This is a genomic window from Planomicrobium sp. MB-3u-38 (assembly GCF_002836425.1).
Lineage (GTDB): Bacteria > Bacillota > Bacilli > Bacillales_A > Planococcaceae > Planococcus > Planococcus okeanokoites.
Map to the genome: position 1 here is coordinate 70,563 of NZ_PJBO01000011.1, position 24,760 is coordinate 95,322.

The window sequence follows — 24,760 nt, forward strand, 5'->3', positions numbered from 1 at the left end:
GCTCAAATTACAGAAATTGCCAGCGAACTGTCCATTGTATTCGACGTGCGCGCCGCCACCCTGTATCTGTTGCAATAGGATTCATGGCATAAATACGATCCGCCGCGCATGACCCGGTGGATATTTTCTTGTGATGATTCTTTATCATTCTGCGGTGCAAATGGATCCGAACACCATTCCCATACGTTGCCCGCCATATTATAGAGTCCAAATCCATTCTGCGGAAATGAAACAGCTGGCGCGGTTCCGATGTAACCATCTTCCAACGTGTTTGTATTCGGAAATGCACCTTGCCAGATATTGCAATAATGTTGCCCGTTCGGCGTCAGCTCATTCCCCCAAGGATATTTCTGCTGCACCAGACCGCCGCGCGCCGCAAACTCCCATTCACTTTCACTCGGCAATCGCTTGCCTGCCCAGCTGGCGAAAGCCTGCGCATCGTTCCACGACACATGGATCACCGGATGGTCCATCCTGTCTTCTATCGATGAATCCGGCCCCTCCGGCTGGTGCCAATACGCCTGCTCCACCGCGAACCACCACGGCGTCGCCGCCACTTGCCGCACTTCCACTTGAATGTCCCGGGCAATAAACCGAAAGAACACAAACGACCAGCCGAATCGTTCAGCCTCCGTAATGTAACTTGTTTCCTTCACGAATTGCGCAAACTCATCGTTGGTCACCGTAAAGCTGTCCACCAGGAACGGCTTCACGTATTCTTCCCTGACCGGCCCTTCGTGATCAGCTTGAAATCCTTCTTCATCATCCGTGCCCATTAAGAATGAGCCGCCTTCGATACGCACCATTTTTTCGTGAAAGCGCAACTTCTTCTTTTGGCGGATGGATGGGAACCCGTCCATTTCCTCCGATTTTTTAGTTGTCTCAAAATCTTGCCGACTGGCCGAACAGCAAGTTGCATGATTCTGTTCCATTGGGCTTCTCCTTCCGGTTTCAGGATTAGTTAGTGTCGATTGTATACCTGTCGGCTGGAGAGTTAAAGTTTTTAAGGGAAACTGGTCGTGATTATGGAATTTTGGGTCGTTGTTGCTTGTTCAGGTTGATTTTGAATTCTTTTCAGTCTAGATTAGACGTGTTCAATAGAGTTTTTAATTTATTTATTTCCATTTTATGGATTTACTGTCCATTAAAGCTGCAATACTGTCCGTTATGGATGAATTACTGTCCGTTACAGGCCATTTACTGTCCATTAGCACCCAAATACTGTCCATTGGCGATGCCACCTCAACAATCCTACCAATCCAAACTTTTCAGCCGCTCAACTTCCCCGTCCATCCCCATCTTCTTCAGTTCTGACATGATGAACCCTTTCAATGGTGATTCATTATTAATCAATCCCGCATGCTGCGCATCGCGAATAAAAGCCAATTTGCTCTCAATTGAAGCAGACGCAAAAAATGCCTGCACTTCATCCAGGTTAATATCATCATCTTCTGAAACTTTATAAATCGGTAAATCAGCATCGGTTTTATTGAGTAGAGCTACACCTATCCCGTCGTTGGTAGACAGCACTATCTGCCCTCGACGCGACGCCGCTACATCTTCAACGTAATCATAGACATTTTTAATCCGCTCACAACCCATATATTCCTTCATCATCGGCAGCACTCGATTACGAGCTTCCGCCAGCTCAGGAGATTCCTCGTAATCTTTATCCGCTTCATCCACCATCGCCTGATACTGCTCAGCCGATTCGATCATCATGAAATTATACAGCATCATCAAATGCCGGTCGCTGTAAAGAAAGTCGACGAATTCCTTTGGGTTGCGCGCCAGCAATTTGAGCGAACCCGGTGCTTCCATCGGATGCACACACACGACAAACGCTTCTTCCAGATCGGTCACTTTGCCAAAATCCGTCAGCAACCCGACATGAATTCCGTCCACCCCTGGACTCATGAACGGCAGCACATCGTACGGCGTCTGGTCATACGCGATCGAACTGTCCGCCCACTGCAGCCCAATGCCTTCATCGAGCGAGAAGCCTTCCTTATGTAATAACTCATCAAACGCCTTCAGCTTCTTCAAAGTCGGCGGCAGAAAATCCATCCCTCTTCATCCCCTTTTCCAAATCGGATCATTTCCATAATCATACCGATTCCCGCGAATAAAAACATCCTCGTCCCTTAGAAATTATTGTCTTTTATTCCATTTAAATTTGCTGATCAGTCCAAAACAAAAACCGCACCAAAAAGGTGCGGTTGAATTAGCTTATTTTCTATACTTGATGGCAAGACCTTTTAAGAAATTACGTGCATAGCGGTCGCCGCAGAGGCTGTAGTTTTTATGTCCTTGTTTGCGCAGGATTCCGCTCAGTTCACTTTTCGAAACCGTGACGCCTGCAAGTTTCAGAATCTCAATCATATCTTCGCTCGTCAATTGCAGCGCGATCTTCACTTTTTTCAGCAACAGATTCTTCGATGGTTCGTTCGTCAGAGGCGGTGTCCCCGTCTGCCCTTCCTGGCGTCCGCGTTTGTGGATGATGAAGCCGTTCAGAAACGACTCAAGCATCGCATTGTCTACAGGAATATGATCTTCGTTTGCACTTTCAGTGAAAATGCTGTCGTCTGCATCTTCATCGCGTTCCGGCGACTTTGTCAGCACCTTCTGCACATCTTCCTTCGTCAGCTGGATGCCGCCCAGTTTGAAAATCTCCACCATATCATTATTTTTAATATCCAGCGCGTACCTCAGCCGGATCAGAATATCGTTATTATCCATCGTGAAACCTCCTGTAGCCTAAGCAAATTTATCTTCTATCATGATAGCATACTCAGCTGGGGCAGGGCTTGAAATACAAAACGCCAATCACCCACTCGGGAATCAGCGTTTCTTCAACTCATTTTTTATTGCGGTACAAGTAGACGGTGATTGGCGCAAATATTGCCGTCATGATCACGGAAACGATAAGCACCAATATCACTTGCTGTGTGGTAACCGTTCCATGCATAGCGCCGCGCACGGCCGTAGCCAGAATCGAAATCGGATTGACATCAACAAAGCTCTCCAGCCAGGATGGTAAAGTCCGCGGATCGACGAATACGTTACTGACGAATGTCAGTGGGAACAGCACCATGAAGCTGATCATCATCAAGGCTTTCTCCGAGCGCACAATCAAACCGCAGACTGTCCAAATCCATGACAGGCTGAAAGAGAACACCAAAATTAACGCAATAGCACCCAGTACACCCATCAAACCGCCTTCCGGACGGAAACCGAGCGCAAAACCAAGCGTGATCATAATCACTGATGCCATCGAGTAACGGATCACATCGACCAGCAGCGAGCCGATCAATGCAGACGGCAGCCAGATTGGTAATGTACGGAAACGGTCAAATATCCCTTTGCGGATATCGTTATTCAAGTCAATTCCGGTATACATCGTAATTTGAGCAACAGTCATCACCAAAATCCCTGGCAAAAGGAATTGAAGATATTCTTCCGTTGACCCAGCGATGGCGCCGCCAAACAGGTAGGTGAACATCAATAAAAAAATGACCGGGAAAACCGTCACATCAAACATCTGCTCAGGAACATGTTTAATGCGCAACAGAGCCCTTGTAGCGAATGTCATTGTCGAAGCCACCGCACTGGGCGGTTTTGGCCTGTCACTTGAAGCGATCGATTCGTTAAGCCGCAGTTCGTTTGCTTCTTTTTCTCTTTGTTCGATATAACCTGTCATGATACGCCCTCCTCGGATTGTGCCTCTTGTGCGGCTTCATGTCCGGTTAATGTCAGGAATACTTCGTCGAGGCTTGGCCGTCCGAATGAAAAATCACTTACGGCAATTTTGTTCCTTGCCAGTTCACTTAAAGCGTCCGCGACCAGAAACGAATCGTTGATCTGAGCCGTCAATGAGGTGGAATCAGGCATTAAGCGGACAGCAGCGGAAAGTTTATCTTCCAGGATATTCACTGCACGCGGACGGTCTTCCGCGTTGACCAGTTGAAGGCTCAACGTGCCTGTGCCGACCGAAGCTTTCAGCTCACTGCTTGTTCCTTCGGCGATGATTTTGCCTTGGTTGATGACAGCAATGCGGTCTGCCAGCTGGTCTGCCTCTTCCAGATACTGCGTCGTCAGCAGCACCGTCGTGCCGCTTCCGACCAGTGCGCGAATAATATCCCATACCTGGTTCCGGCTTCTCGGATCCAGCCCCGCCGTCGGTTCGTCCAGGAACAGCAGTTCAGGGGTCACAACTATGCTGGCCGCGATATCGATGCGACGACGCATACCACCGGAGTAATTCTTCACTTGCCGTTTCGCCGCTTCCTGCAGCCCGAATGCTTTTAAAAGTTCTGCTGCCCTCGCCTTTGCGGCAGCTCGCCCGTACCCCATCAGCCTGCCCATCATGACCAGATTCTCCATTCCGGTCAAATCTTCATCAATGGAGGCATATTGGCCAGTCAGACTGATGCGGCTTCGGATTTCATCTCCTTCTTTGCTTAAATCATGGCCGAATATCCGTGCCGATCCACCGTCAGGCTTCAGTAAAGTGGCAAGTAAACGGATTGTTGTCGTTTTGCCAGCTCCGTTCGGTCCCAAAAACCCGAATACAGTGCCTCTTCGTACGGTCAAATCCACGCCATCCACGGCCCGATGTTTGCCAAAAATCTTCACAAGACCTTTCGCTTCAATTGCCCAATCAGGTGCCGCTTCCAAACTTACACCTCTCACTCTGCTCACCCTTTCCTCTGAAACTAAGGAATAATCCGTGGCTAATGAGTCCGGTCAACGAAAAATTACAAGAACGCCAAACACTCTCGATAAGAACACCTGTTCCGTATATTCTACACCCATCTCAAGTTAAAGTAAACAATTATTATCTAATTATTCAATCTTTTTAAGTTAAAAGAAAACGCTGATCTCCACTTACGGAAATCAGCGTCTTTCCCCTTAATATCATGCGCCGCGCGGCTCTTTCGGCGGTTGGCACACATCACATTTGCGTTGGTTATTCTTGTTGAACTTCGTAAAGGTCTTCACAAAATTATTGCCGCATTCACATTTGAACATCAGCTTTTGCGAAAATCCGTGATATTCCTTCGACAATAACGTGCTGGTTGAGTTCTTTTCGGTAAACTCTCTTATTTTATCGATCGTCCATCTTTTGTTCATTCTATTACACCTCTATAATTTATTGGTAATTCCATTTTTCAGGCATCCACTTGCTGTGGTATTCCCAAGTTCCTCATTATAGCACGGCCCGGCCATCTCTGCCCGTGCCCCTGTTTTCAATAAAAACAGTTCCTGCTGTTCATTGTCCCTTCACAGTGTTACTGTTGGTCCATAGGGTAATAAAAAACCGTGGATTCTACAGACTTTCTTTAGTCACTTTCCATTTAAGGGAGGAGAATCCTATTGAAAATAAACCATATCAGTGATTTGCTCAGCACGATTTGCCAATACAATAACGTGCGCATCACCCAGACATTCACTTTTGAAAACAAGGATTTAATCATCGCCCGCTGCGTTCCCAACACAACGGTACTGGAATTGACGTTCCTTGAAACTTCCGTAGTCGAACGTTACAACACAATCGAAGAAGCAGCTGTCGTGATCGATCTTCAGCTCAACCAAAGCAAAGTGATCTGACTCCCGACTTGCGGGAGTTTTTATATTTACTTCATTCCCATATCATGGCATAATATTTTAAAAATCCCTCAGTAAAGGCGGCCATCAAGTGATATCTCCAAATTGGTTTCTTACGGATCGAACCCGTTTCAGTGTTATTGATTTTAATGATAAAAAATACATGATCTGCTTTTCAAATACAGTACGCCGGGAGATTATATTTGTTGAAGACGTACAGACCGGCAAAAGGGCTTTGCCATTGCCGAACGAGAAGAATATGCTCAATGAAACATTGATAGAGAACCTGATCGGCCGAATCTGAATCAATCCAAAACAGCGCATTTCCTGAATTCCAGGGAATGCGCTGTTTTTTGGTCAACTTTTCACTTTAGACATTGCTTCGAATTTATTGAGCAGCTCACGGACTTCATCCGTCGTCTCGGTGTACATCAATTCGTTCCGCAGTTCACCGGCGCCGCGGACACCTTTAACGTAAATCTTAAAGAAGCGTCGCAGCGGTTTGAACGCGATAGGTTCGATATCCGTGGAATACTTATCATGAAGATCCAGATGCAGGCGCAACAGATCAAATAATTCTTCACTGCTGTGCTCTCTCGGCTCTTTTTCGAATGCGAATGGATTGTGGAAAATCCCACGCCCGATCATGACGCCGTCGATGCCGTATTTCTCGGCAAGCTCCATACCCGTCTTATGGTCGGGGATATCGCCGTTGATCGTGATAAGTGTATCCGGCGCGATTTCATCACGCAATTGCTTGATTTCAGGGATCAATTCCCAATGCGCGGGAACTGCGCTCATTTCCTTTTTCGTCCGCAAGTGAATCGACAGATTGGCGATGTCCTGTTCAAGCACATGTGTCAGCCAGCCTTTCCATTCGTCCACGCTAGTATAGCCCAGACGCGTTTTGACGCTGACCGGCAATCCGCCAGCTTTCGCCGCCTGGATAATCTCGGCTGCGTTGTCCGGGTAATTGATCAGGCCGCTGCCTTTTCCTTTAGCGGCAACGTTCGGCACAGGGCAGCCCATATTGATGTCGACGCCTTTAAAGCCCTGTTTCGCCATGCCGATGCTCATTTCGCGGAAATGCTCGGGTTTATTGCCCCAGATATGGGCTACCATCGGCTGCTCATCTTCCGTGAACGTCAATCGGCCGCGCACGCTGAAGATCCCTTCCGGATGGCAATAGCTTTCCGTATTCGTAAACTCCGTGAAAAACACATCCGGACGAGCCGCTTCAGCCACTACATGGCGAAAAACGACATTCGTCACATCTTCCATCGGTGCCAATACAAAAAACGGCCGCGGCAGATCCTGCCAAAAATTCTCTTTCATAATTCCATTCCAATCCTTTCGTTCCTGACTCTTTTTGCATCTATAATTGCATTCAATAAAATCAATTTACATTTCAGTCATTCTTAACCTTATACAGTTTACACGAATCAGGCGTTTGTGGAAAGTGAGCTGTTTAATAAATGAAAAGGCAACCCATCCAGCCGCCGTCCGGACTGGATGGATTGCCTTTTCCTGGTTTATCAATACGTGCGCCGCTCCATCAAATTGATGCCGATTCCCATGCAGGCCACGCCGAACAGCAGTAAAATCGAAATCGGTTCGCTCAGTTCCTGCCAGCTGCGGTCATAGATTGCGACGCCTTTCAACGCCTCAAGACCGTAAGTGATCGGCAGGACTTTGGAAATTGCCAGCAATAATTGATTGCTGACCAGTTCAATCGGCCAGAACGCACCGCCGATCATCGCCATACCCGTTGCAATGATCGGCACAACTGCCTGCAGCTGCTGCGGCCGGCTGACGAGGCTCATCACGAGCATGCTGAGCGCCACAATTGCGAAAGTGTAGCAGGCGATGATCAGTAATATCGCACCGAAGCGGTCGCCGATATCAAAGTTGAAGACATATTGGAATAACAGGAATATCATCACGATTTGCAAATAACCGATGGTGAAGCTGTACGCCAGATGCCCCAGATAAATTTCCCATTTGGCTACCGGGGACAAGATCAGCCGATTCCACGTACCCTGTTTCTTCTCTTCGACGATTTTCATCAGACTGAACATGATCGTATACACAGAAAAGAACAAAGTCATGCCGAACAGAAGCTGCAATTGGTTGTCATATTTAAACTCGTCTATGCCATCCAAAGTGGAAGTGGTTACCCGCAGTGCAGGCTCTTCCATCTCTGCAGCCGCATCTGACCGGATGTCGTCCGCGCCTGGTTGCTGTTCGAGTTGCTGCAGCCGCAGCTCTTCCCGGTATTTACGGTCGAGAAAGGCTTCGATGACAAAGCGGCTCATATCGTCTGCGGCAAGGACAATCCGGTAATCATCTTCCAAAAGACGAACTGCCAGTGATGTGTCGCCGCTCGAAACCGCTTCACGCACTGCGCCTTCATCCATCAATTGAAATTGGAATTCTTCTGCTTCATTGAGCGAAGCGACCCAGTCCTCAGCTTCATTTTTCGCCAAAGAGTCATCCGCATAAACCATGACTGCCGGCCGTTCAGCCGGATTATTGCCTGCCAGCGCCCCTACAAAGATAATGGTCATCACAAAGAATGACAGAACCATAATGGGAGCTCGGCGAAATCTTTGCCATTGCAATAAATACACAGATTTCATGCTAAGCCTCCCCCTTTCTCGGAAACAGCAGCAGACCTAAAGCGAGCAGCAGGATTGTAATCAGCAAGAGCCGCCCCAGCGGTTCCCACAGCAAGCCGAGTTCCAAATTCTGAACCCACAATAGAAAGGCATTCAATGCTGCGCCGTTCGGCGTCCAGCTGCCGAGCTTCTGTATGAAGACCGGAAGCCCTTCGGTCGGCGTAAAACTGCCGCCGAGAAATGCGAAAATCGTCACGACTCCGCCAGAAAATACCGTAGTGATCGTGTCATTATCAAAACGCATCGTCAATGCAGTTAGAAATGCCGCTACAGCGCCCACGCAAATGGACAGACTGAAGGCAATGAGCAACATCCCTGGCCAAAATGCCCCTTCCGTCAGATCGAATGCACCGAAAATCAGCGACGATAAGAAGAATAGAATACAGAACTGCAGGAACGTTATGATTGCCGCTGAAATGGCTTTGCTGCCCAAATAGACTAACGGATGATGGTCTGACAGCAAAATGCGGTTAAAGACGAATTGCTGCTTCTCGACATAGGCCATCCCCGAAATCGTTGCACCGACAAATAACGCAAACATGACCGCCATACCGATTGTGTAATACTGGAACGAACTGATCGGCTGCACAGCTGACACACTTTCCACCCCGCCAAACTGGGTCTGCTCCGCTACCGGCAGATCACCTTCGCCATTCGCCGCTCTTGCAATGGCGCTTTCGAAATTCAGCGACCAGACGAATTCATCCAATATGTCATGAAAAACTTCTGACTGTGTTTCCGCATGATCCGAAATCATCAATTGCAATTCCGCCCCGTCCCCTGCGTCCAACATCATTTTCTGCAGAGCTTTGAATGTGAAATTTTCAGGAATCGTCAGGATGGCCACCACTTCTTCCTCTTCCAGCGCTCTAGTTGCCGATGCCGTGTCCATTTCCTGGGCCGTCACCAAGCCGCTTAAACTGTCATCCGTCAAAATTCCCTGAAGAATGGAAGAAGGGCTGCTTTCTTCAGCTGCCGCCATGATTCCGGCTTGGGCTTCTGCCGGGATTCCTGCACTCCCCAATTCTTCCGCAAAACGGTCCAGCCCTTGCTGCTCATCGTCTTCCTGCACTATGGCCACGTCCATCGACAGCACTTCCGAATTGCCGCTGAGCAATCCGCTCAGTGCAAAGCCCAGAATCGCGATCAATATGAACGGCATCGCCAACAGCACCGCCAGTTCCGTGCGGTCGCGAATTAAGATCAGCATATCTTTTTTCATAAATGCAAACATGGAGCCCACCTCCTTAATCTCTCAGTTTCCGCCCGGTCAAATGCAGAAATACATCTTCAAGGCTTGGCGTCTGAACATTGACATTGATGATCTGGACATGATGGCGTTCCGACGCCTGAAAAACTTTGCCCAGTACGCGACTGCCTTTCGGAAGGATCAGCTTGATGCCTTTTTCCGTTTCAATCGCCTGCTTGATCGACTCAATTGATTGCAGTTCTTTGAAAAACGCCGGATATGGACGGTCGAGCTCGATCCAGACCGTTTCCTCGCTCGACAGGATGCTTTTCAGCTCGTCTTTCGTTCCGCTGGCGATGATTTTGCCGTGGTCCATTATATAGACACGGTCACAAAGACGTTCCACTTCTTCCATGTAATGGCTGGTGTAAAGCACCGTCAATCCCTTTTCTTTATTAAGTTTTCGCACCATTTCAAGGATATGGCTGCGTGATTGCGGATCGATGCCTACAGTCGGTTCATCCATGATGATCACTTCAGGTTCGTGCATCATAGCGGCGGCAATATTGACCCTGCGCTTCATTCCCCCGGAATAGGTTTTGACGATCTCTTTCTGCCGCTCCACCAATCCCACTAATTCCAACGAACGCTGAATAGCATCTTCCAGCCCTTTTCCTGTAAGCCCGTAAATCCGGCCAAAGAATTTCAGGTTTTCATATGCCGACAGCTCTGCATACAAGGCAATTTCCTGCGGAACGACACCCAGCACGCGCCGCATGTCGCTTGGATTTTTAATGACGCTTTTACCGTTCAGCCGAACATCTCCGGAAGTGGGTTTCAATAGGGTCGAAATCATGGAAATCGTGGTCGATTTCCCGGCTCCGTTCGGGCCGAGCAATCCGACCGATTCGCCTTTGTCGATATAGAGGCTGGCTCCTTCCACTGCCGTCTTGCTTTTGAACACTTTCTTCAATTCCTCTGTTTCAAGCATGGTCTCCTTCTCCTTTCAATCTGCGTTCCATTAAGATCAGTGTATGTAAAAAAAGACAGTGTACCCACTGCCTTGCGTCATAACTTTCATCGATAAACATGACTTTCGTCATCTCGAGTCAAACCAGTCCATGGCGGATGGCGTAAATTGCGATTTGTGTACGGTCCCGCAGCTCCAGTTTATCGAGTATGATGCTGATATGATTTTTCACTGTGCCGACCGACAACGCCAATTCATCGGAAATTTCCCGATTGCTGCGCCCTTCCCCGATCCGGCAAATGATGTCCAATTCCCTTGGCGTCAAAGACGCATCCGCTTTTTCCTGCACTGTACCTTTCATCAATTTCGGCAGGATATTGGCCGCCACTTGATCTTCAAGCACCAAACCGCCTTCCATACAGCTATGGATTGAACGGATCAACTCTAACGTATCGGCATCCTTTAACAAATAGCCACAAGCCCCGCTTTTCAGTGCTTCCAATGCGTATTCATCGTCATTGAAAGTGGTCAGGATCAGCACTTTGCTCTCCGGACGCCGCGACAGGATGATCCGTGCGGCTTCCAAACCGTCCATCACTGGCATCCGGATATCCATGATGATCAAGTCGAACGCCTGGCTTTCGCATAACGCTACCGCTTCCTTGCCATTTACGGCTTCCCCCGTCACCTGAATTTCCATGTCCGTTTCAATCATCATTTTTAATCCTTGCCGCACCATTGCCTGGTCTTCAGCCAATAACACTCGAATCATTCCAAATCACTCTCCTTAACGATTAAAGGAAGGGAACCTTTTACGATGAACAAACCATTTTCCGGTCCCGCCTTAAAGGCACCGCCTGACTGCTCAACCCGCTCCCGCATTGACGACAGGCCGAAACCTTCCCGAAACAGAGAAGTTTCTCCGGTTTTATTGCTTACCGTAAACCTGAAAATACTGCCCCCTGGCGCTTCAAATACGATCTCCGCTTCGCGCGCTGGACTGTGCCGCATGATATTCGTCAGCGCTTCCTGCACTGCCCGGTACACAATCACCATCTGTTCGTTGCCAAGAGGTGCTGACAAAGCACCATGCTTCACGGAAAACTGGATGCGCAGAAAACTTTCCGCCTCCAGTTTCCGGATCAGGCCAATAATGGCCGTGACTCCCCCAGCTTCGTCATGCTTCAGGGTCTTCACGGCGTTGCGCGTTTCCTCCAGGCTTTCTTTCGCCAATGATTTCAGGTCCTGCAGCCCTTCCGCGGTATCGCCGTCCGCATGCAGCCGGAATACTTCAAGCTGCATCAGCAGCGCCGTCAGCTTATGGCCCACCGAATCATGGATATCCCGGGCAATCTGCGTCCGTTCCTCCTGCCGCGCCGCCCGCTCATCCGTCAGCAAACGCCGTTTCATCTTGCGGTATTCACTCAATAACGCTTCGTTCCGCTCCTGCAGTCCGTCTTCGAATATGTAACTTTTCCTGAAAAACAATAATGCCGCGCCAAGCAATAAAGCATAGAGCAACATGAAAATTGGCGATATACCTGAATCTCCGGCCAAGCTATGGAGCAAAGCACCAGCCAATAAAACGATGCCTATGATGACTGAGCCTTGCACGGACAGCCTGTACACCGCTTTTCCTGCAATAATCGCAAAGATCAGCAGCGGATAAAGGTTCAAAGGTGACCCCGGTGCCGGCCAGAAAATCCAGATGGCCAAAGCAGCCATGCCCATTAAATTCAGCAACGCTAAAAGCGGCATCCTTTTCAGCAATGGCATCAGGAAGAACAGCCCGAAAAAAATGGCGCTGCCAAAAATACGGAATGGCATTTCACTGACATCCATCGATAATTGAATCAGCCCCAGCGTCCAGGCTGTGCCGAGCATTAAAATCCAAAACCAGTATGACCGCATACGCCCTTCTCCTTCCGCCCCAACTTTCATTTCTTTTATGGTTTCTATACTACGTCATTGAAATTCGTTTATCACCAAGTTATTTACGAAATATTCGCTCAGTGCGTTTCATGGAATACAAAAAAAGCGATACAACAATGTAGAATTGTCGTATCGCCTCTCTATATTTTATTTCGCCAGCCAACTCAAACCCGTAGTGCCTTCGCCCGCATGGACCCCTACGCAGACACTCAGCTGAACCACTTCGACTTTCAACTCCGGGAACTCCTCCAGAAGTTCTTTCTTCCAAGTTTCGGCGTCAGCGGCGTTATTGCAGTGGATCGCTGCAACTTCGGTCACGGTGCCTGCCGCCATATCCGCTCGAAGCGCATCAGTCACATTATTTTTAGCCCGCTTGATGGAACGGACTTTCTCTTTCATCACAGTGATGCCATCCACAAAAGTGATGACCAGTTTAATATTCAATAGGTGGCTCAGGAAATTCTGCGTTCCGGAAACACGGCCGCTTTTATGCAATTGGTTCAGGCTCGACGGAATGAATGATAAATGGACTTTAGCTGTCATCCCTTCAAGCGCCGCAACCACTTCTTCCACTTCTTTGCCGTTTTCCAAAAGCTCGTTTCCGGCTTCGATCATCTTGACCATCGGGAATGAACCAATTTTCGAATCGATGGGGTAAACTTTTAAGCCTGTCATTTTCGAAGCGGACTGGGCGCTTTCGAATGTACCGGAAAGTCCCTTGGACAAATGAAGCGCAATCGCCGCATCATATCCTTCCGCCTCTAGCTTTTCATATAAAGCAAGCATCTCGCCGATTGCCGGCTGCGACGTTTTCGGTGAGACTTTAGCTGATCGCAATTTATCGTAGAATTCTTCCTGTGTAAGATCGATGGATTCTCTGTATGTCCCGTCGGCAAATACAACACTGAGCGGCAGGACGTGGACCTTATATTCCTGGATGAATGCTTCATCCAGCTGAGCGGCTGTATCGGTAATCCAAGCTATTTTTTTCATTAGATAAATCTCCTTTACAGTCTGTATCCTTTAAGGATCTGTGGACTATCGCTAATTTACAGTAACGCATCCCAGGTGGACAGTGACAGCTGTCATATAAGGAGAAAACTTGAGGCAGGCCGACATAATATGAACATATCTTCAGTTGGAGCAGCAAACCATGGGCCCGCTTCACATCATTTGCTTTATGGATAAAGTTAACAGTACGATAACTGTGTATCATAATAAATTTCACTGGAGGAATTCTTATGAAATACACCGTCATTACTGGAGCCAGCTCAGGCATCGGCTACGAAACCGCGTTAGCTTTTGCGGCACGCAATAAAAACCTCATTCTCGTAGCAAGACGGGAAGCGCAGCTGGCTGAATTGAAAGAAGCCATCCACGGCATCAACGCCGAACTGGATGTCGTCATCAAACCCGCAGACCTTTCCGAAAGTGAACAAGTCCACAAATTATACGACAGCCTCAAAGAATACGACATTGAAACCTGGGTCAATAACGCCGGCTTCGGGAACAGCGCGCCTGTGGCCAAGCAGGATGTTAAGAAGATCGAAAAGATGCTGCGTGTAAATGTTGAAGCCCTTACCAGCCTCTCCACGCTATATGCACGCGATTATTCCAATAAAGAAGGTGCACAATTAATCAATGTATCGTCTGATTTGGGCTACCGGATCGTACCGAATGCCGTGTCGTATGCCGCGACCAAGTTCTATGTGAGCGCCTTTACAGAAGGGCTCGCCCAGGAATTGCAGGATCATGATTCACCCATGAAAGTGAAAATACTGGCACCGTCCATGACAGAAACGGAGTTTGTAAAAACCGCCCGTGAGCTGGACGACTTCAGCTACAGTGACAATGTTCAAAAATACCACACCGCAAAAGAAATGGCCCAATTCATGCTGGATCTCTACGACAGCGACAAGACGATCGGAAAAGTGGACAGCGACAGTTATGACTTTGAATTGATGGGTCCTATTTTCACTTATACTTCAAAACGGACAGCTGAGTGATTTAATTATTTTTTTCCAAGAAAAAACTCCTCCCACTATGTGAGAGGAGTTTTCTTTATGATTGAACGGGATTACATCATGCCGCCCATGCCGCCCATATCAGGCATGCCGCCGCCGTTGTTTTCTTCCGGAATGTCCGCTACTACCGCTTCAGTAGTCAGGAACATAGCCGCAACGGATGCTGCGTTTTGCAGTGCAGAACGGGACACTTTCGTTGGATCTACGATGCCTTCTTCAAGCATGTTGACCCAAGTGCCGTTCGCTGCGTTGAAGCCGATGCCGACTTCTTCTGATTTCAGGCGGTGAACGATGATCGATCCTTCAAGGCCAGCGTTTGTCGCGATTTGGCGAACCGGCTCTTCAAGTGCGCGAAGAACGATTTTAACGCCTGTCGCTTCGTCGCCTTCAGTTGTTTCAAGGATTTCTGCGACGTTATTGTAGACATTGATATACGCTGTACCGCCGCCTGCCACGATGCCTTCTTCAACTGCTGCGCGAGTTGCGTTCAACGCGTCTTCGATGCGCAGTTTGCGTTCTTTCAATTCTGTTTCAGTAGCCGCTCCAACTTTAATGACTGCTACGCCGCCTGAAAGTTTAGCAAGGCGTTCCTGCAATTTCTCTTTGTCGAATTCAGAAGTTGTCTCTTCCAACTGGCTGCGGATTTGCGTAACGCGTGCCACGATGTTCTGTGGATCTCCAGCGCCTTCAACGATTGTTGTGTTTTCTTTTGTAACAACAACTTTCGCCGCGCGTCCAAGTTGTGCAATGTTCGTTGTTTTCAATTCAAGTCCAAGGTCTTCCGTGATCACTTCTGCGCCAGTCAATGCTGCGATATCTTCAAGCATCGCTTTTCGGCGGTCACCGAATCCTGGTGCTTTAACCGCTACCGCATTGAATGTGCCGCGGAGTTTATTGACCACCAAAGTAGCCAATGCTTCGCCTTCAACATCTTCAGCGATGATCAATAAAGGCTTGCTTTGCTGAACAACTTGCTCAAGCACTGGAAGGATTTCCTGGATGTTGCCGATTTTCTTATCAGTGACAAGGATGAACGGATTATCAAGAACCGCTTCCATTTTATCTGAATCCGTTACCATATAAGGAGACTGGTAACCGCGGTCGAATTGCATACCTTCCACTACGTCAAGCTCTGTAGTGAAACCACGGGATTCTTCCAAAGTGATGACGCCATCGTTGCCGACGCGCTCCATCGCTTCAGCGATCAGTTTACCTACTTCAGCATCGCCGGATGAAATCGCTGCAACCTGTGCAATCGACTCTTTTCCTTCGATTTGCTGGGAAACGGATTTCAAGCCTTCAACCGCTTTTTCAACTGCCAATTCGATACCGCGGCGGATGCCCACAGGGTTCGCGCCAGCAGTAACGTTTTTCAGGCCTTCACGGATCATTGCCTGCGCAAGAACTGTCGCAGTTGTTGTTCCGTCACCAGCGATGTCATTTGTTTTAGAAGCAACTTCAGCCACGAGTTTCGCACCCATGTTTTCAAAAGCGTTCTCAAGTTCGATTTCTTTCGCGATGGTTACACCGTCATTCGTAATAAGTGGTGAACCGAATTTTTTCTCAAGCACAACATTGCGCCCTTTTGGCCCAAGCGTAACTTTTACCGCGTCCGCCAATTTATCTACACCCTGCAGCATGAGGGTACGTGCATCTTCACTGAACTTAATCTCTTTTGCCATGTTTAGCTTCCTCCTATATCAAACTGAATTTTATCGTTTATCCGATTACTGCTAAAATATCGTTTTCACGCAAGATCAAATACTCTTTGCCTTCGTATTTCAATTCAGATCCTGCATATTTTGAGAAGATTACGCGGTCGCCTTCTTTAACATCCAGCTCCGTGCGTGCGCCGTTTTCGCGGATCAAGCCATTTCCTACCGCGATGACATTGCCTTCCTGCGGTTTTTCCTGAGCCGATCCCGGCAATACAATCCCGCTTGAAGTTTTTTCTTCCGCTTCGATGAGTTCAATGATAACTCGGTCTCCTAATGGTCTTAACAATTGAAACACCCTCCTCTGAATAAGTAAATGCAATTATTAGCACTCTCACTCTTCGAGTGCTAACCCATTTTCAAGTTTAATAAAAACAAAGAATATTTGCAAGCGGGAAGGTTAGCACTTTTTGAAAGAAAATTTGTCTAGACTCCAGCGGCCCAGCTCTTCGGGTCATAAGCCAACTCAGCTATACGGCGAAAATGCTGCTCCTGCATCGCTGCGCTGCTTCGTCGCAAGAGATGGCCTTAAGAACCCGGGCCATCTCTCGCTTCCGCTTTTCGTTATTTATTTGTAGTATTTTTTTGAAACCACTACAATAGAAAAGAGATCTGCAAACGAAAGGAATTATGCATACATGGCCAACAAGAAAAATCCTTTGATAGATACATTCTTCAAAAATTCCGGCACGAAAACAAAAGGGAAGAAAACTAAAAAGACTTCATTGTATGTGCTGCTGATTTTCATCGCTATCCAATTATCTCCTGTCCTGTTCATCAACTCCACTTATGATTACTTCATCGGCCAAGGGATGGAACCTGATACTGCCCAGGCGGCAACTTCGGGCTGGCTGATTTTCCTGGCTATGGGCATCGGTTTTGCCATTGCCCTCATCGTCGTTTTCCGTGATAAGAAGTTCTTCGATATCTGGAAAGGCAAAAAATTGGGTATCGGCTGGGCGATCTTATGGGGCTTTTTCGGTTTCCTGCTGCTGATCATCGGACAATCGTTGGCTGCCTTGATCGAACTTGCCATCGGCATTGACCCGGGCTCTGAAAATACATCCAATTTGGTGAGCATCGCAGAAGTTGTGCCAGCCGCCATTTTTGCGGTCGTCCTTTTCGGACCGGTTATGGAAGAACTCGTTTTCCGCCGCGTCATTTTCGGTTCCATGATCCAGACAACGAATTTCTGGATTGCTACTGCTGTCAGTGCCCTCGTTTTCGCAGCCGTCCATTTGGAATTCACGCATCTCCTGCTGTATTTCACGACCGGCCTGATTCTGGCGTTCCTGTACCAGAAGACGAAACGCATACTGACGCCAATCATCGCCCATATCCTGCTGAACGGCTACGTTATGCTCATCCAGCTGAATATGGACAAAATCAACCGCTTTATCGAACGCATGGAGCAATTGGAACAAATCCAATTCATCACCCAAATTTTCTTTAGATAAACAAAGCCCGGCTGCACTTAGCAGTCGGGCTTTTAACATAATAAAAAACAAGACCCTTCAGCATTTATTTCCCTGAAAGGCCTTGCTGTTCTTCGATTGCCTGCTGCTGTTCGGCTTTTACAAATTTGCGGTAGCCGATTTTCGCGATGACAATACTGAATTCGTATAACAGAATCAATGGCAGCGTCACGATGAGATGCGAAATGATATCCGGCGGCGTAATGAACGCTGCAATTACCACCAGCGCAAAATACGCGTACTTGCGGTATTGCGTCATCAGCATCGGAGTAATGATTCCAAGCCTGGTCAGGAACAGCATCAGCACCGGCAGCTGGAAAATAAAGCCGAATGGCAGCGTGATCTGGAACAGGAACTGGAAGTATTCATTGATTCCGATTGTTTCCTGGATGGAAAGATTGTCGGATATATTCAGCATAAAGCCGATTACATAGGGGAACAGCACCAAATAGGAAAAGGCGATCCCTCCGACAAACAGCAACAGTGAAAACGGGATATAACTTAATGTCGCCCGCCGTTCTTTGTCATGCAGGCCGGGACTGATGAATGCCCAGAAATGGTACATGATCACGGGTGAAGTGATAAAAAGCGCAAGAATCATCATGACCTGCATATAGATTTTCAGCGGATCTGTAATCTTAAAGGCATTCAATGTCAGATTCTTCGCTTCCTCCGTAAACTGCAGATAGTTAATCAGCGGCTGCGCAAGGAAAAAGCTGACAATGACGGCCAATAGAAAGAAAACGACTATAATCGTCAGCCGTTTTCTCAATTCACCTATATGTTCAACTAATGTCATATCTTTTTCATTCATCGGATTAACATCCTATCGTAGTTCTTTTTGCTCTTCTTTCTTCTTTGTTGCAACGTCATCGTCGTCATCATCAACAAGCCCTTTAGTGGCATTCTTGAATTCGCGAAGTGAAGAACCGAACGCTTTACCCAATTCCGGCAATTTCTTCGGCCCGAAAATCAACAATGCTACAACTGCAATAACGATCAAACTTAGTGGACCTGGCATAATTGACACCTCCTGTAGTATGCGTCTTATTTTACATCATATAAGGCACTTTGGCTATTTCCTTGGGCTGTTCAAATGTGAAGGTTTTGAGTCATGTTTGCTTGATCAGATAGATCAGCGTCTGCAGTTCGACTGACAAATCGATGGTCTGCACATGGATGTGCTCAGGAACGGCGATGCGCACGGGTGTAAAGTTCAAAATCCCTTTGATGTTTGTGGCAGCCAGCCGGTCGGTGACTTCCTGGGCAGAGCGCGACGGCACTGTCAAAATGACCACTTCTACGCCATATTCCTTAATCTTTTCTTCGATCATATCCGGATGATAGGTATCGATGCCGCTGATTTTTTCACCTTCACGCGGGCTGTTCGAGTCGAAGGCAAGGATGATTTTCGTATTGTGGTTGCGGTGGAAATTGTATTTCAGAAATGCGTTCCCGAGGCTGCCGACACCAATCAGCGCAACGTTCGTCGCTTCGTCCTGGTCCAGCGTCTTGCGGAAAAACTCGAGCAGCTCCTGGACATCATAGCCATAGCCTTTCTTGCCGAGAGCGCCGAGCTGGGAAAAATCCCGTCTGATGGTTGCCGAATCTATTTTCATCGCTTCGCTCAATTCCTGTGATGAGATCCTCTTCTGTCCGGCATTGGCGAAATTCTGAAGGAAACGATAATAAAGCGGAAGCCTTTTGGTAGTGGCTTGCGGAATTTTGGATGATGGTTCCTGTAACATGCAATGTTACCTCCTGGGTCTTGTCAAATCGCCTTTATCTTACATTAGGCGGCCCGATATGTAAAGGTCCGGCCGATTGCGAAGCCCGCTTCTATCGGCTACACTTAGAAAGAATAGAGGTGACCCAAAATGATCGTATTACAAGTAAACCAAATCCATAAATCGTTCGGAGCAGAGGAAATTCTCTCCGGCGTTAAATTAGAAGTCCAGCATAGGGACCGGGTCGCTCTTGTCGGGCGAAACGGCGCCGGCAAATCGACGCTGCTGAAAATTATTTCCGGGGAAATATCGTATGACAGCGGCGAAATCATCATGCCAAAGGGGCTGACTGTCGGCTATCTCGAACAGCAGTCGAAACTCGAATCCGACATGACCATCTGGGACGAAATGATGACCATATTCAGCGGTTTCCGTGAGCAGGAAAATCAATTGCGCCGTCTGGAGGAACAGATGGCCGACCCTGCCGTCTACAACAATCAGGAAATGAACGAGAAAGTGATGCAGGAATACGATGCCTTGCAGCATGCTTTCAAAGATGCCGGCGGCTATCAATACGAAGCCGATACCCGGGCCATCCTGCACGGCATGAAATTCTATCCCGATGATTACAGCAAGAAAGTGGTTTCATTGTCAGGCGGCCAGAAAACACGCCTGATGCTCGCCAAACATCTGCTGACCAAGCCTCAGCTGTTGATCCTCGATGAGCCGACCAACCACCTGGACATTGAAACGCTGAGCTGGCTGGAGAATTATTTGAAGAACTACCCGGGCGCGATTTTGGTCGTATCCCATGACCGCTACTTCCTCGACCAGGTCGTCAACACCGTCTATGAAGTGTCGCGCCACCAAGTCCGGAAATTCACCGGCAACTACAGCCGTTATCTTGACGAAAAAGCGAAACAGTACGAGCTGGACCAGAAGCAATTCGAAAAGCAGCAAAGCGAAAAAGCGAAGCTCGAAGATTATGTCGCACGCAACCTGGTCCGCGCATCGACGACTAAAATGGCGCAGAGCCGCCGCCGTGTGCTTGAAAAGACCGATTGGATGGAAGCGCCTGACGGCAATGAGAAATCAGCCCGCTTCGGTTTCACGATCGCCAAACAAAGCGGCAATGATGTACTCAATGTACGGGATCTGAAAATCGGCTACAGCGGCAAACCTGTCTCCGAAAACATCCATTTGAAGCTGTACCGCCAGGAAAGCCTGGCTCTTGTCGGCCCGAATGGCGTCGGCAAATCGACGCTGCTGAAAACGATCATGAAGGAGATACCGCCGCTTAATGGCGATATCCATTACGGCACCGGCATCCAATTCGGCTATTACGACCAGGAACAGGCAAACCTGAAAGGCAATAAACTGGTATTAAACGAGTTATGGGACGACTATCCGATGGTCAATGAGAAGGACATCCGCGGCATCCTTGGCCGCTTCCTGTTCTCAGGCGACGACGTGCTGAAACCTGTCTCTTCCCTTTCCGGTGGCGAAAAAGCGCGAGTGGCCCTCGCGAAACTGATGATGCAAAAAGCGAATGTATTACTGCTCGATGAACCGACCAACCACTTGGACCTCGACAGCAAGGAAGTCCTTGAAAATGCGTTGCTCGACTATCCCGGCACCATCCTTTTCGTTTCTCACGACCGTTATTTCATGAACCGCATTTCTACAAAAGTGGTCGAGTTGATGCAAGAAGGCACGACCGAATACCTCGGCGATTACGATTATTATGTGGAGAAAAAGCTGGAAACGGAAGAATTGAAAGCATTGGAAGAAGCCGAAAACCCTTCTGTCATCAATAAACCAGAACCTGTCGCCTCCACCTCGCAAATTGATAAGGAAGCAAAAAAACTGGAACGCCAATTGACGCGCCAGCTTGAAGAAGTGGAACAGACTATGGAAAAACTGGACCTCCAGATCGCAGAAACAGAAGAGCAATTCACCGATCCTGAAATCTTCCAGGATCACGAACGCCTGCTGCCTCTGCAGCAGCAATTGGAAGAACTGAAAGGCCAGCATGAAGAAACAATGGCCCTATGGCTTGAACTGCAGGAGAAACTTGAACAAATGAGTTAATGACCGTATACTTTTGTATACGGTTTTTCTATGTCCATATCTTGGTCAATACCCTTTAGTAAAATATTTATTTCCACAAAGTTGTGCACAACACTTCTCCTTTTAAATCAGCTATCAACAGTGTTATACACATTATCCACAATAAACAAAAATGTTATCCACATATTATATTGCAATATGGTACACAAGATATAGGAAATCACCAAGTTATTCTCGACTTACAAACAGCTTACTAACAATTTGTGCATAAGTACAAATGTTCTCTATTGACAGAATTCGAGTGATTTGTTTTTAAACAGTGGATAAGTCCATGGAATTTTCGCATTTTTTCATAAAATGTCCAATTTACAGCTTACTTATGCACAAATCGAAAAAGCTCTTCATCCATTGTGTGGATAAAGAGCTTTTTTCGCATTTATTTATTAACAATTCAAATCCAGGAGTCCATTTCCATTCCTGGCCGGCCATTCATAGCCATATTACCGCGAATGCCTTTTTCGAACATCACGGTGCCAGCAGCTGCAATCATTGCCGCGTTATCCGTACATAGTTTCAAAGACGGGATAAAGAAAGGAATCCCTTTTTCTGCAAATTCTCTTTCCAGCGAAGCACGCAAGCCTTTATTGGCCGCTACTCCCCCGGCCGCAATTACTTGGCGCACCTTGAATTGTTCCGCAGCCCGCAAGGTTTTGGACGTTACCACTTCGACTACACTGTTCTGGAAACCGGCAGCAACATCTTCAGGCTTCACCTGTTCCCCGCGTTGCGCTGAATTGTGCATAAAGTTCAATACCGAAGATTTCAAACCGCTGAAACTGAAATCATAGGTGCTTTCTTCCAGCCAGACGCGTGGAAAATCGACTGGATTAATGCTTTCATGCGCCAATCTGTCAATATGAGGTCCGCCCGGATACGGCAAATTCAACGTGCGCGCGACTTTGTCGTACGCTTCCCCTGCTGCGTCGTCACGGGTCTCCCCAATAACCTCGAAATGACCATGTTCCTTCATATAGACCAATTCTGTGTGGCCACCCGAAATTACCAAAGCAAGCAATGGAAATTCCATCTCCTGTGCTAGCCGGTTCGCATAGATATGGCCTGCTATGTGATGGACGCCGATAATCGGCAATTGATGGGCAAAAGCAAAAGCTTTCGCAGCATTTACACCGATCAATAAGGCTCCGACTAACCCTGGTCCCTCTGTTACCGCTACAGCACTCAACTCAGCAGGAGCCATGTCTGCCTGCTGCAACGCTTCTTCTATCACCAGTGTAATCTGTTCGACATGATGCCTTGATGCGATTTCCGGTACGACTCCGCCAAAACGCTTATGGCTTTCAATCTGTGAAGCCACAACATTCGAGATGATTTCAGTACCGTTTTTTATTACAGACGCTGCGGTTTCATCACAACTCGTCTCTATTCCCAATACGTAAATATCCTCATTCATCAAAATTCACCCACATTACTATAGCATCTTCGAAATTATCCGAGTAATAATTCTTACGAATGCCTCCATTTTTAAATCCAAGTTTCTCATAAAGATTTCGTGCAATAGTATTGCTGACTCTCGCTTCAAGCGTCATCGCTTTTGCTCCGTTTGCCTTCGCCGTTTCCATCGCTGCAACCATGAGTTTCTCACCCAATTTCTTGCCGCGTTGTTCGGGCCGAATGGCGATATTGGTGACATGGCATTCATCCATGACAATCCATAATCCGCAAAAACCGACGATTCCATCCTCTGTTTCAGCCAAAACATAATAAGCATGCCTGTTTTCCATCATTTCGTAATGGAATGCTTCTTTCGTCCACGGTAAAGAAAAGGATGATTGCTCAATATCAAATACCGCTTCTACATCATCGACAGTCATTTTACGGAAATTCACTTCATCATTCATGATTCCCCGCCGCCTTGTGCTTTGTTATAATTCGCTTCTGCCTCAGTAATCCTGCGATATTCAGGTACTGCATGATGCACATCCTGCTCAGCCGATTGTTTCGCCAGCATGATTAAATTCGAAGCACGAGGCAAGCGGTTCTGTAATGCTGCAAAAACCGCCTGGCTGCCTAAAATCTCTTTAATCGCTTCCTTATGGAGTTCAATATCCGTCCCAACGAATAAAACAGGCCGTCCTGTTTCTTTTAATTGCAGAAGGAACTCCCGTACATCACTGTGCTGATCAGGAATAAGTGACTCTAAGCTTTCCCCATCGTAAGCCCCCATAAAGGCAGTGCCTCTTCGTGCATCCATCAATGGGCAAATAAGGCCATTAAAGGATTGGCCATTGGCAGCGAGCACTTTTAAACTCGAGACCATATGCAATGGAATCTTCAACGACCAAGCCAAAGTTTTGGCGATTGTTAGCCCGATACGCACGCCAGTGTAGGACCCCGGACCTTCCGCAACAGCAATATGAGTCAATTGTGCCGGGCTCACTTTCGCTTTTGCCATCAACTCCTCTACGGCAGGCATGGCAGTTAACGAATGATTTATTTTGAGATTCGATGTTTCTTCTATTAAAATGGCATCCTCTTTCGCCAATGCGATGGCAAGAGGTGAATTGGATGTGTCGATTCCTAGGTAAATCATGGCATAAGCTCCTTGCAAAGAGTTTCATATCGGTGTCCAACCGCCTGTAATCGTATAGAACGGCTTTCTTCCGACAGACGCTCTATCGTGATTTCCAGACGTTCACCAGGTAAATATTCTTCTATAAATTGCGCCCATTCGACAACAGAAACAGCTTCACTGGCGAATAATTCATCAAAGCCGATGTCTTCATCACTGTGTTCAAGACGGTAGACATCGAAATGGTTCAGTTCCAGATTGCCTGAATACTGTTTCAAAATGGTAAACGTCGGACTGTTGACCATCTTTTTTATTCCGAGGCCTTTCGCCAATCCTTTGGTGAACGTCGTTTTGCCGGCGCCCAGACCGCCTTCAAGTGTCAGTATATCGCCAGGCTCCAATTTTTCAGCCAGTTTTATTGCAAACGCTTCTGTTTCTTCTGGAGAATTCACTTCTATAGTATAAGTCATTCTTTGTCACCTCTATTGAGTCTTAACATAGTTTAGCGAAGATATCGCGGTAAATCAAAATATATTATCCGCGGCTTGCGGCTGGATAATATTCATTATTAGAGCTCACATGAAATTAATGCTTTTAGGCAAAAAAAATAAACACAGCGGCTTGGCTGTGTTTATCATAAGACGGTCCCGACCGGGATCGAACCGGCGATCTCCTGCGTGACAGGCAGGCATGTTAACCGCTACACCACGGGACCATAAAAAAAATCAGACCAGCGACGTCCTACTCTCACAGGGGGAGATCCCCCAACTACCATCGGCGCAA

The 24,760-nt window shown here is 47.5% G+C and carries 27 protein-coding genes and 1 tRNA gene; 5 read left to right on the plus strand and 23 right to left on the minus strand.

Annotated elements, in window-relative coordinates:
* Positions 1–2 precede the first annotated feature (2 nt).
* The 6 genes from CXF70_RS06010 to CXF70_RS06035 form a co-directional block, all read right to left on the minus strand.
* Positions 3–932 (minus strand): formylglycine-generating enzyme family protein, encoded by a 930-nt coding sequence (locus CXF70_RS06010; protein ID WP_101801935.1) that lies wholly within the window; start codon positions 930–932, stop codon positions 3–5.
* Between the two features lie 319 nt (positions 933–1,251).
* A complete protein-coding gene (locus CXF70_RS06015; protein ID WP_101801936.1) occupies positions 1,252–2,067 on the minus strand; it encodes a hypothetical protein in 816 nt (271 codons plus the stop codon).
* 162 nt (positions 2,068–2,229) lie between these two features.
* On the minus strand, positions 2,230–2,739 hold the full coding sequence (locus CXF70_RS06020; protein ID WP_084242973.1) for a YehS family protein: 510 nt from the start codon (positions 2,737–2,739) through the stop codon (positions 2,230–2,232).
* Positions 2,740–2,857: 118 nt separating this feature from the next.
* Positions 2,858–3,700 carry an ABC transporter permease gene (locus CXF70_RS06025; RefSeq protein ID WP_084242974.1) on the minus strand — a complete coding sequence of 281 codons (843 nt, stop codon included), beginning with the start codon at positions 3,698–3,700 and terminating at the stop codon, positions 2,858–2,860.
* The gene (locus tag CXF70_RS06030; protein WP_101801937.1) at positions 3,697–4,692 is read right to left on the minus strand and encodes an ATP-binding cassette domain-containing protein; all 996 of its coding nucleotides are present in this window, start codon (positions 4,690–4,692) and stop codon (positions 3,697–3,699) included. The genes CXF70_RS06025 and CXF70_RS06030 overlap by 4 nt, the downstream gene beginning before the upstream one ends.
* A gap of 225 nt (positions 4,693–4,917) precedes the next feature.
* Entirely contained in the window at positions 4,918–5,133 is a 216-nt protein-coding gene (locus CXF70_RS06035) for a hypothetical protein (RefSeq protein WP_101801938.1), read from the minus strand.
* A 243-nt stretch (positions 5,134–5,376) separates the two neighbouring features.
* Here CXF70_RS06035 and CXF70_RS06040 point away from each other — a divergent pair, with 243 nt between their 5' ends.
* Positions 5,377–5,610 carry a hypothetical protein gene (locus CXF70_RS06040; protein WP_084242977.1) on the plus strand — a complete coding sequence of 78 codons (234 nt, stop codon included), beginning with the start codon at positions 5,377–5,379 and terminating at the stop codon, positions 5,608–5,610.
* A gap of 88 nt (positions 5,611–5,698) precedes the next feature.
* A complete protein-coding gene (locus tag CXF70_RS06045) occupies positions 5,699–5,911 on the plus strand; it encodes a hypothetical protein (protein WP_084242978.1) in 213 nt (70 codons plus the stop codon).
* A 53-nt stretch (positions 5,912–5,964) separates the two neighbouring features.
* Here CXF70_RS06045 and CXF70_RS06050 read toward each other — a convergent pair whose 3' ends face one another.
* The 7 genes from CXF70_RS06050 to CXF70_RS06080 form a co-directional block, all read right to left on the minus strand.
* Positions 5,965–6,942 (minus strand): tRNA dihydrouridine synthase, encoded by a 978-nt coding sequence (locus tag CXF70_RS06050; protein ID WP_101801939.1) that lies wholly within the window; start codon positions 6,940–6,942, stop codon positions 5,965–5,967.
* Between the two features lie 200 nt (positions 6,943–7,142).
* Positions 7,143–8,246, minus strand: coding sequence for an ABC transporter permease (locus tag CXF70_RS06055; protein WP_101801940.1), 1,104 nt, complete (start codon positions 8,244–8,246; stop codon positions 7,143–7,145).
* Position 8,247: 1 nt separating this feature from the next.
* Entirely contained in the window at positions 8,248–9,519 is a 1,272-nt protein-coding gene (locus CXF70_RS06060) for an ABC transporter permease (RefSeq protein WP_101801941.1), read from the minus strand.
* A 13-nt stretch (positions 9,520–9,532) separates the two neighbouring features.
* Positions 9,533–10,465, minus strand: coding sequence for an ABC transporter ATP-binding protein (locus CXF70_RS06065; RefSeq protein WP_101801942.1), 933 nt, complete (start codon positions 10,463–10,465; stop codon positions 9,533–9,535).
* 118 nt (positions 10,466–10,583) lie between these two features.
* Complete coding sequence (locus tag CXF70_RS06070; protein WP_101801943.1) at positions 10,584–11,216, minus strand: response regulator; 633 nt, start codon at positions 11,214–11,216, stop codon at positions 10,584–10,586.
* Entirely contained in the window at positions 11,213–12,355 is a 1,143-nt protein-coding gene (locus tag CXF70_RS06075) for a sensor histidine kinase (protein ID WP_101801944.1), read from the minus strand. The genes CXF70_RS06070 and CXF70_RS06075 overlap by 4 nt, the downstream gene beginning before the upstream one ends.
* Before the next feature lie 168 nt (positions 12,356–12,523).
* On the minus strand, positions 12,524–13,369 hold the full coding sequence (locus CXF70_RS06080) for a DegV family protein (protein WP_101801945.1): 846 nt from the start codon (positions 13,367–13,369) through the stop codon (positions 12,524–12,526).
* Between the two features lie 248 nt (positions 13,370–13,617).
* Between CXF70_RS06080 and CXF70_RS06085 the strand changes: the two genes are divergently transcribed.
* Positions 13,618–14,382, plus strand: a complete 765-nt coding sequence (locus CXF70_RS06085) for an SDR family NAD(P)-dependent oxidoreductase (RefSeq protein ID WP_101801946.1) — start codon at positions 13,618–13,620, stop codon at positions 14,380–14,382.
* Positions 14,383–14,453: 71 nt separating this feature from the next.
* Here the strand turns inward: CXF70_RS06085 and groL are convergent, their stop codons facing one another.
* Positions 14,454–16,082 (minus strand): chaperonin GroEL, encoded by a 1,629-nt coding sequence (gene groL, locus CXF70_RS06090; protein ID WP_084242987.1) that lies wholly within the window; start codon positions 16,080–16,082, stop codon positions 14,454–14,456.
* Positions 16,083–16,119: 37 nt separating this feature from the next.
* Positions 16,120–16,404 (minus strand): co-chaperone GroES, encoded by a 285-nt coding sequence (gene groES / locus CXF70_RS06095; RefSeq protein ID WP_084242988.1) that lies wholly within the window; start codon positions 16,402–16,404, stop codon positions 16,120–16,122.
* 349 nt (positions 16,405–16,753) lie between these two features.
* Between groES and CXF70_RS06100 the strand changes: the two genes are divergently transcribed.
* Positions 16,754–17,572, plus strand: a complete 819-nt coding sequence (locus tag CXF70_RS06100; protein WP_084242989.1) for a CPBP family intramembrane glutamic endopeptidase — start codon at positions 16,754–16,756, stop codon at positions 17,570–17,572.
* A 64-nt stretch (positions 17,573–17,636) separates the two neighbouring features.
* On the opposite strand, the gene tatC is transcribed toward CXF70_RS06100, so the two are convergent.
* The 3 genes from tatC to CXF70_RS06115 form a co-directional block, all read right to left on the minus strand.
* Complete coding sequence (tatC, locus tag CXF70_RS06105) at positions 17,637–18,404, minus strand: twin-arginine translocase subunit TatC (RefSeq protein ID WP_101801947.1); 768 nt, start codon at positions 18,402–18,404, stop codon at positions 17,637–17,639.
* Between the two features lie 12 nt (positions 18,405–18,416).
* Complete coding sequence (locus tag CXF70_RS06110) at positions 18,417–18,611, minus strand: twin-arginine translocase TatA/TatE family subunit (protein WP_084242991.1); 195 nt, start codon at positions 18,609–18,611, stop codon at positions 18,417–18,419.
* 91 nt (positions 18,612–18,702) lie between these two features.
* Entirely contained in the window at positions 18,703–19,338 is a 636-nt protein-coding gene (locus CXF70_RS06115) for a redox-sensing transcriptional repressor Rex (protein WP_101801948.1), read from the minus strand.
* 129 nt (positions 19,339–19,467) lie between these two features.
* Between CXF70_RS06115 and CXF70_RS06120 the strand changes: the two genes are divergently transcribed.
* Positions 19,468–21,408 carry an ABC-F family ATP-binding cassette domain-containing protein gene (locus tag CXF70_RS06120; protein WP_101801949.1) on the plus strand — a complete coding sequence of 647 codons (1,941 nt, stop codon included), beginning with the start codon at positions 19,468–19,470 and terminating at the stop codon, positions 21,406–21,408.
* Between the two features lie 430 nt (positions 21,409–21,838).
* Here CXF70_RS06120 and tsaD read toward each other — a convergent pair whose 3' ends face one another.
* The 5 genes from tsaD to CXF70_RS06145 all read right to left on the minus strand — a co-directional run bounded on the left by tsaD (position 21,839) and on the right by CXF70_RS06145 (position 24,692).
* Complete coding sequence (tsaD, locus tag CXF70_RS06125) at positions 21,839–22,858, minus strand: tRNA (adenosine(37)-N6)-threonylcarbamoyltransferase complex transferase subunit TsaD (protein ID WP_101801950.1); 1,020 nt, start codon at positions 22,856–22,858, stop codon at positions 21,839–21,841.
* The gene (rimI, locus tag CXF70_RS06130; protein WP_101801951.1) at positions 22,851–23,306 is read right to left on the minus strand and encodes a ribosomal protein S18-alanine N-acetyltransferase; all 456 of its coding nucleotides are present in this window, start codon (positions 23,304–23,306) and stop codon (positions 22,851–22,853) included. Before rimI ends, tsaD begins: the two co-directional genes overlap by 8 nt.
* A complete protein-coding gene (gene tsaB, locus CXF70_RS06135) occupies positions 23,303–23,998 on the minus strand; it encodes a tRNA (adenosine(37)-N6)-threonylcarbamoyltransferase complex dimerization subunit type 1 TsaB (RefSeq protein WP_084242996.1) in 696 nt (231 codons plus the stop codon). The genes rimI and tsaB overlap by 4 nt, the downstream gene beginning before the upstream one ends.
* Positions 23,995–24,447 carry a tRNA (adenosine(37)-N6)-threonylcarbamoyltransferase complex ATPase subunit type 1 TsaE gene (gene tsaE, locus CXF70_RS06140; protein WP_101801952.1) on the minus strand — a complete coding sequence of 151 codons (453 nt, stop codon included), beginning with the start codon at positions 24,445–24,447 and terminating at the stop codon, positions 23,995–23,997. Before tsaE ends, tsaB begins: the two co-directional genes overlap by 4 nt.
* Before the next feature lie 172 nt (positions 24,448–24,619).
* Positions 24,620–24,692 (minus strand) — tRNA-Asp (locus tag CXF70_RS06145).
* Positions 24,693–24,760 lie beyond the last annotated feature (68 nt).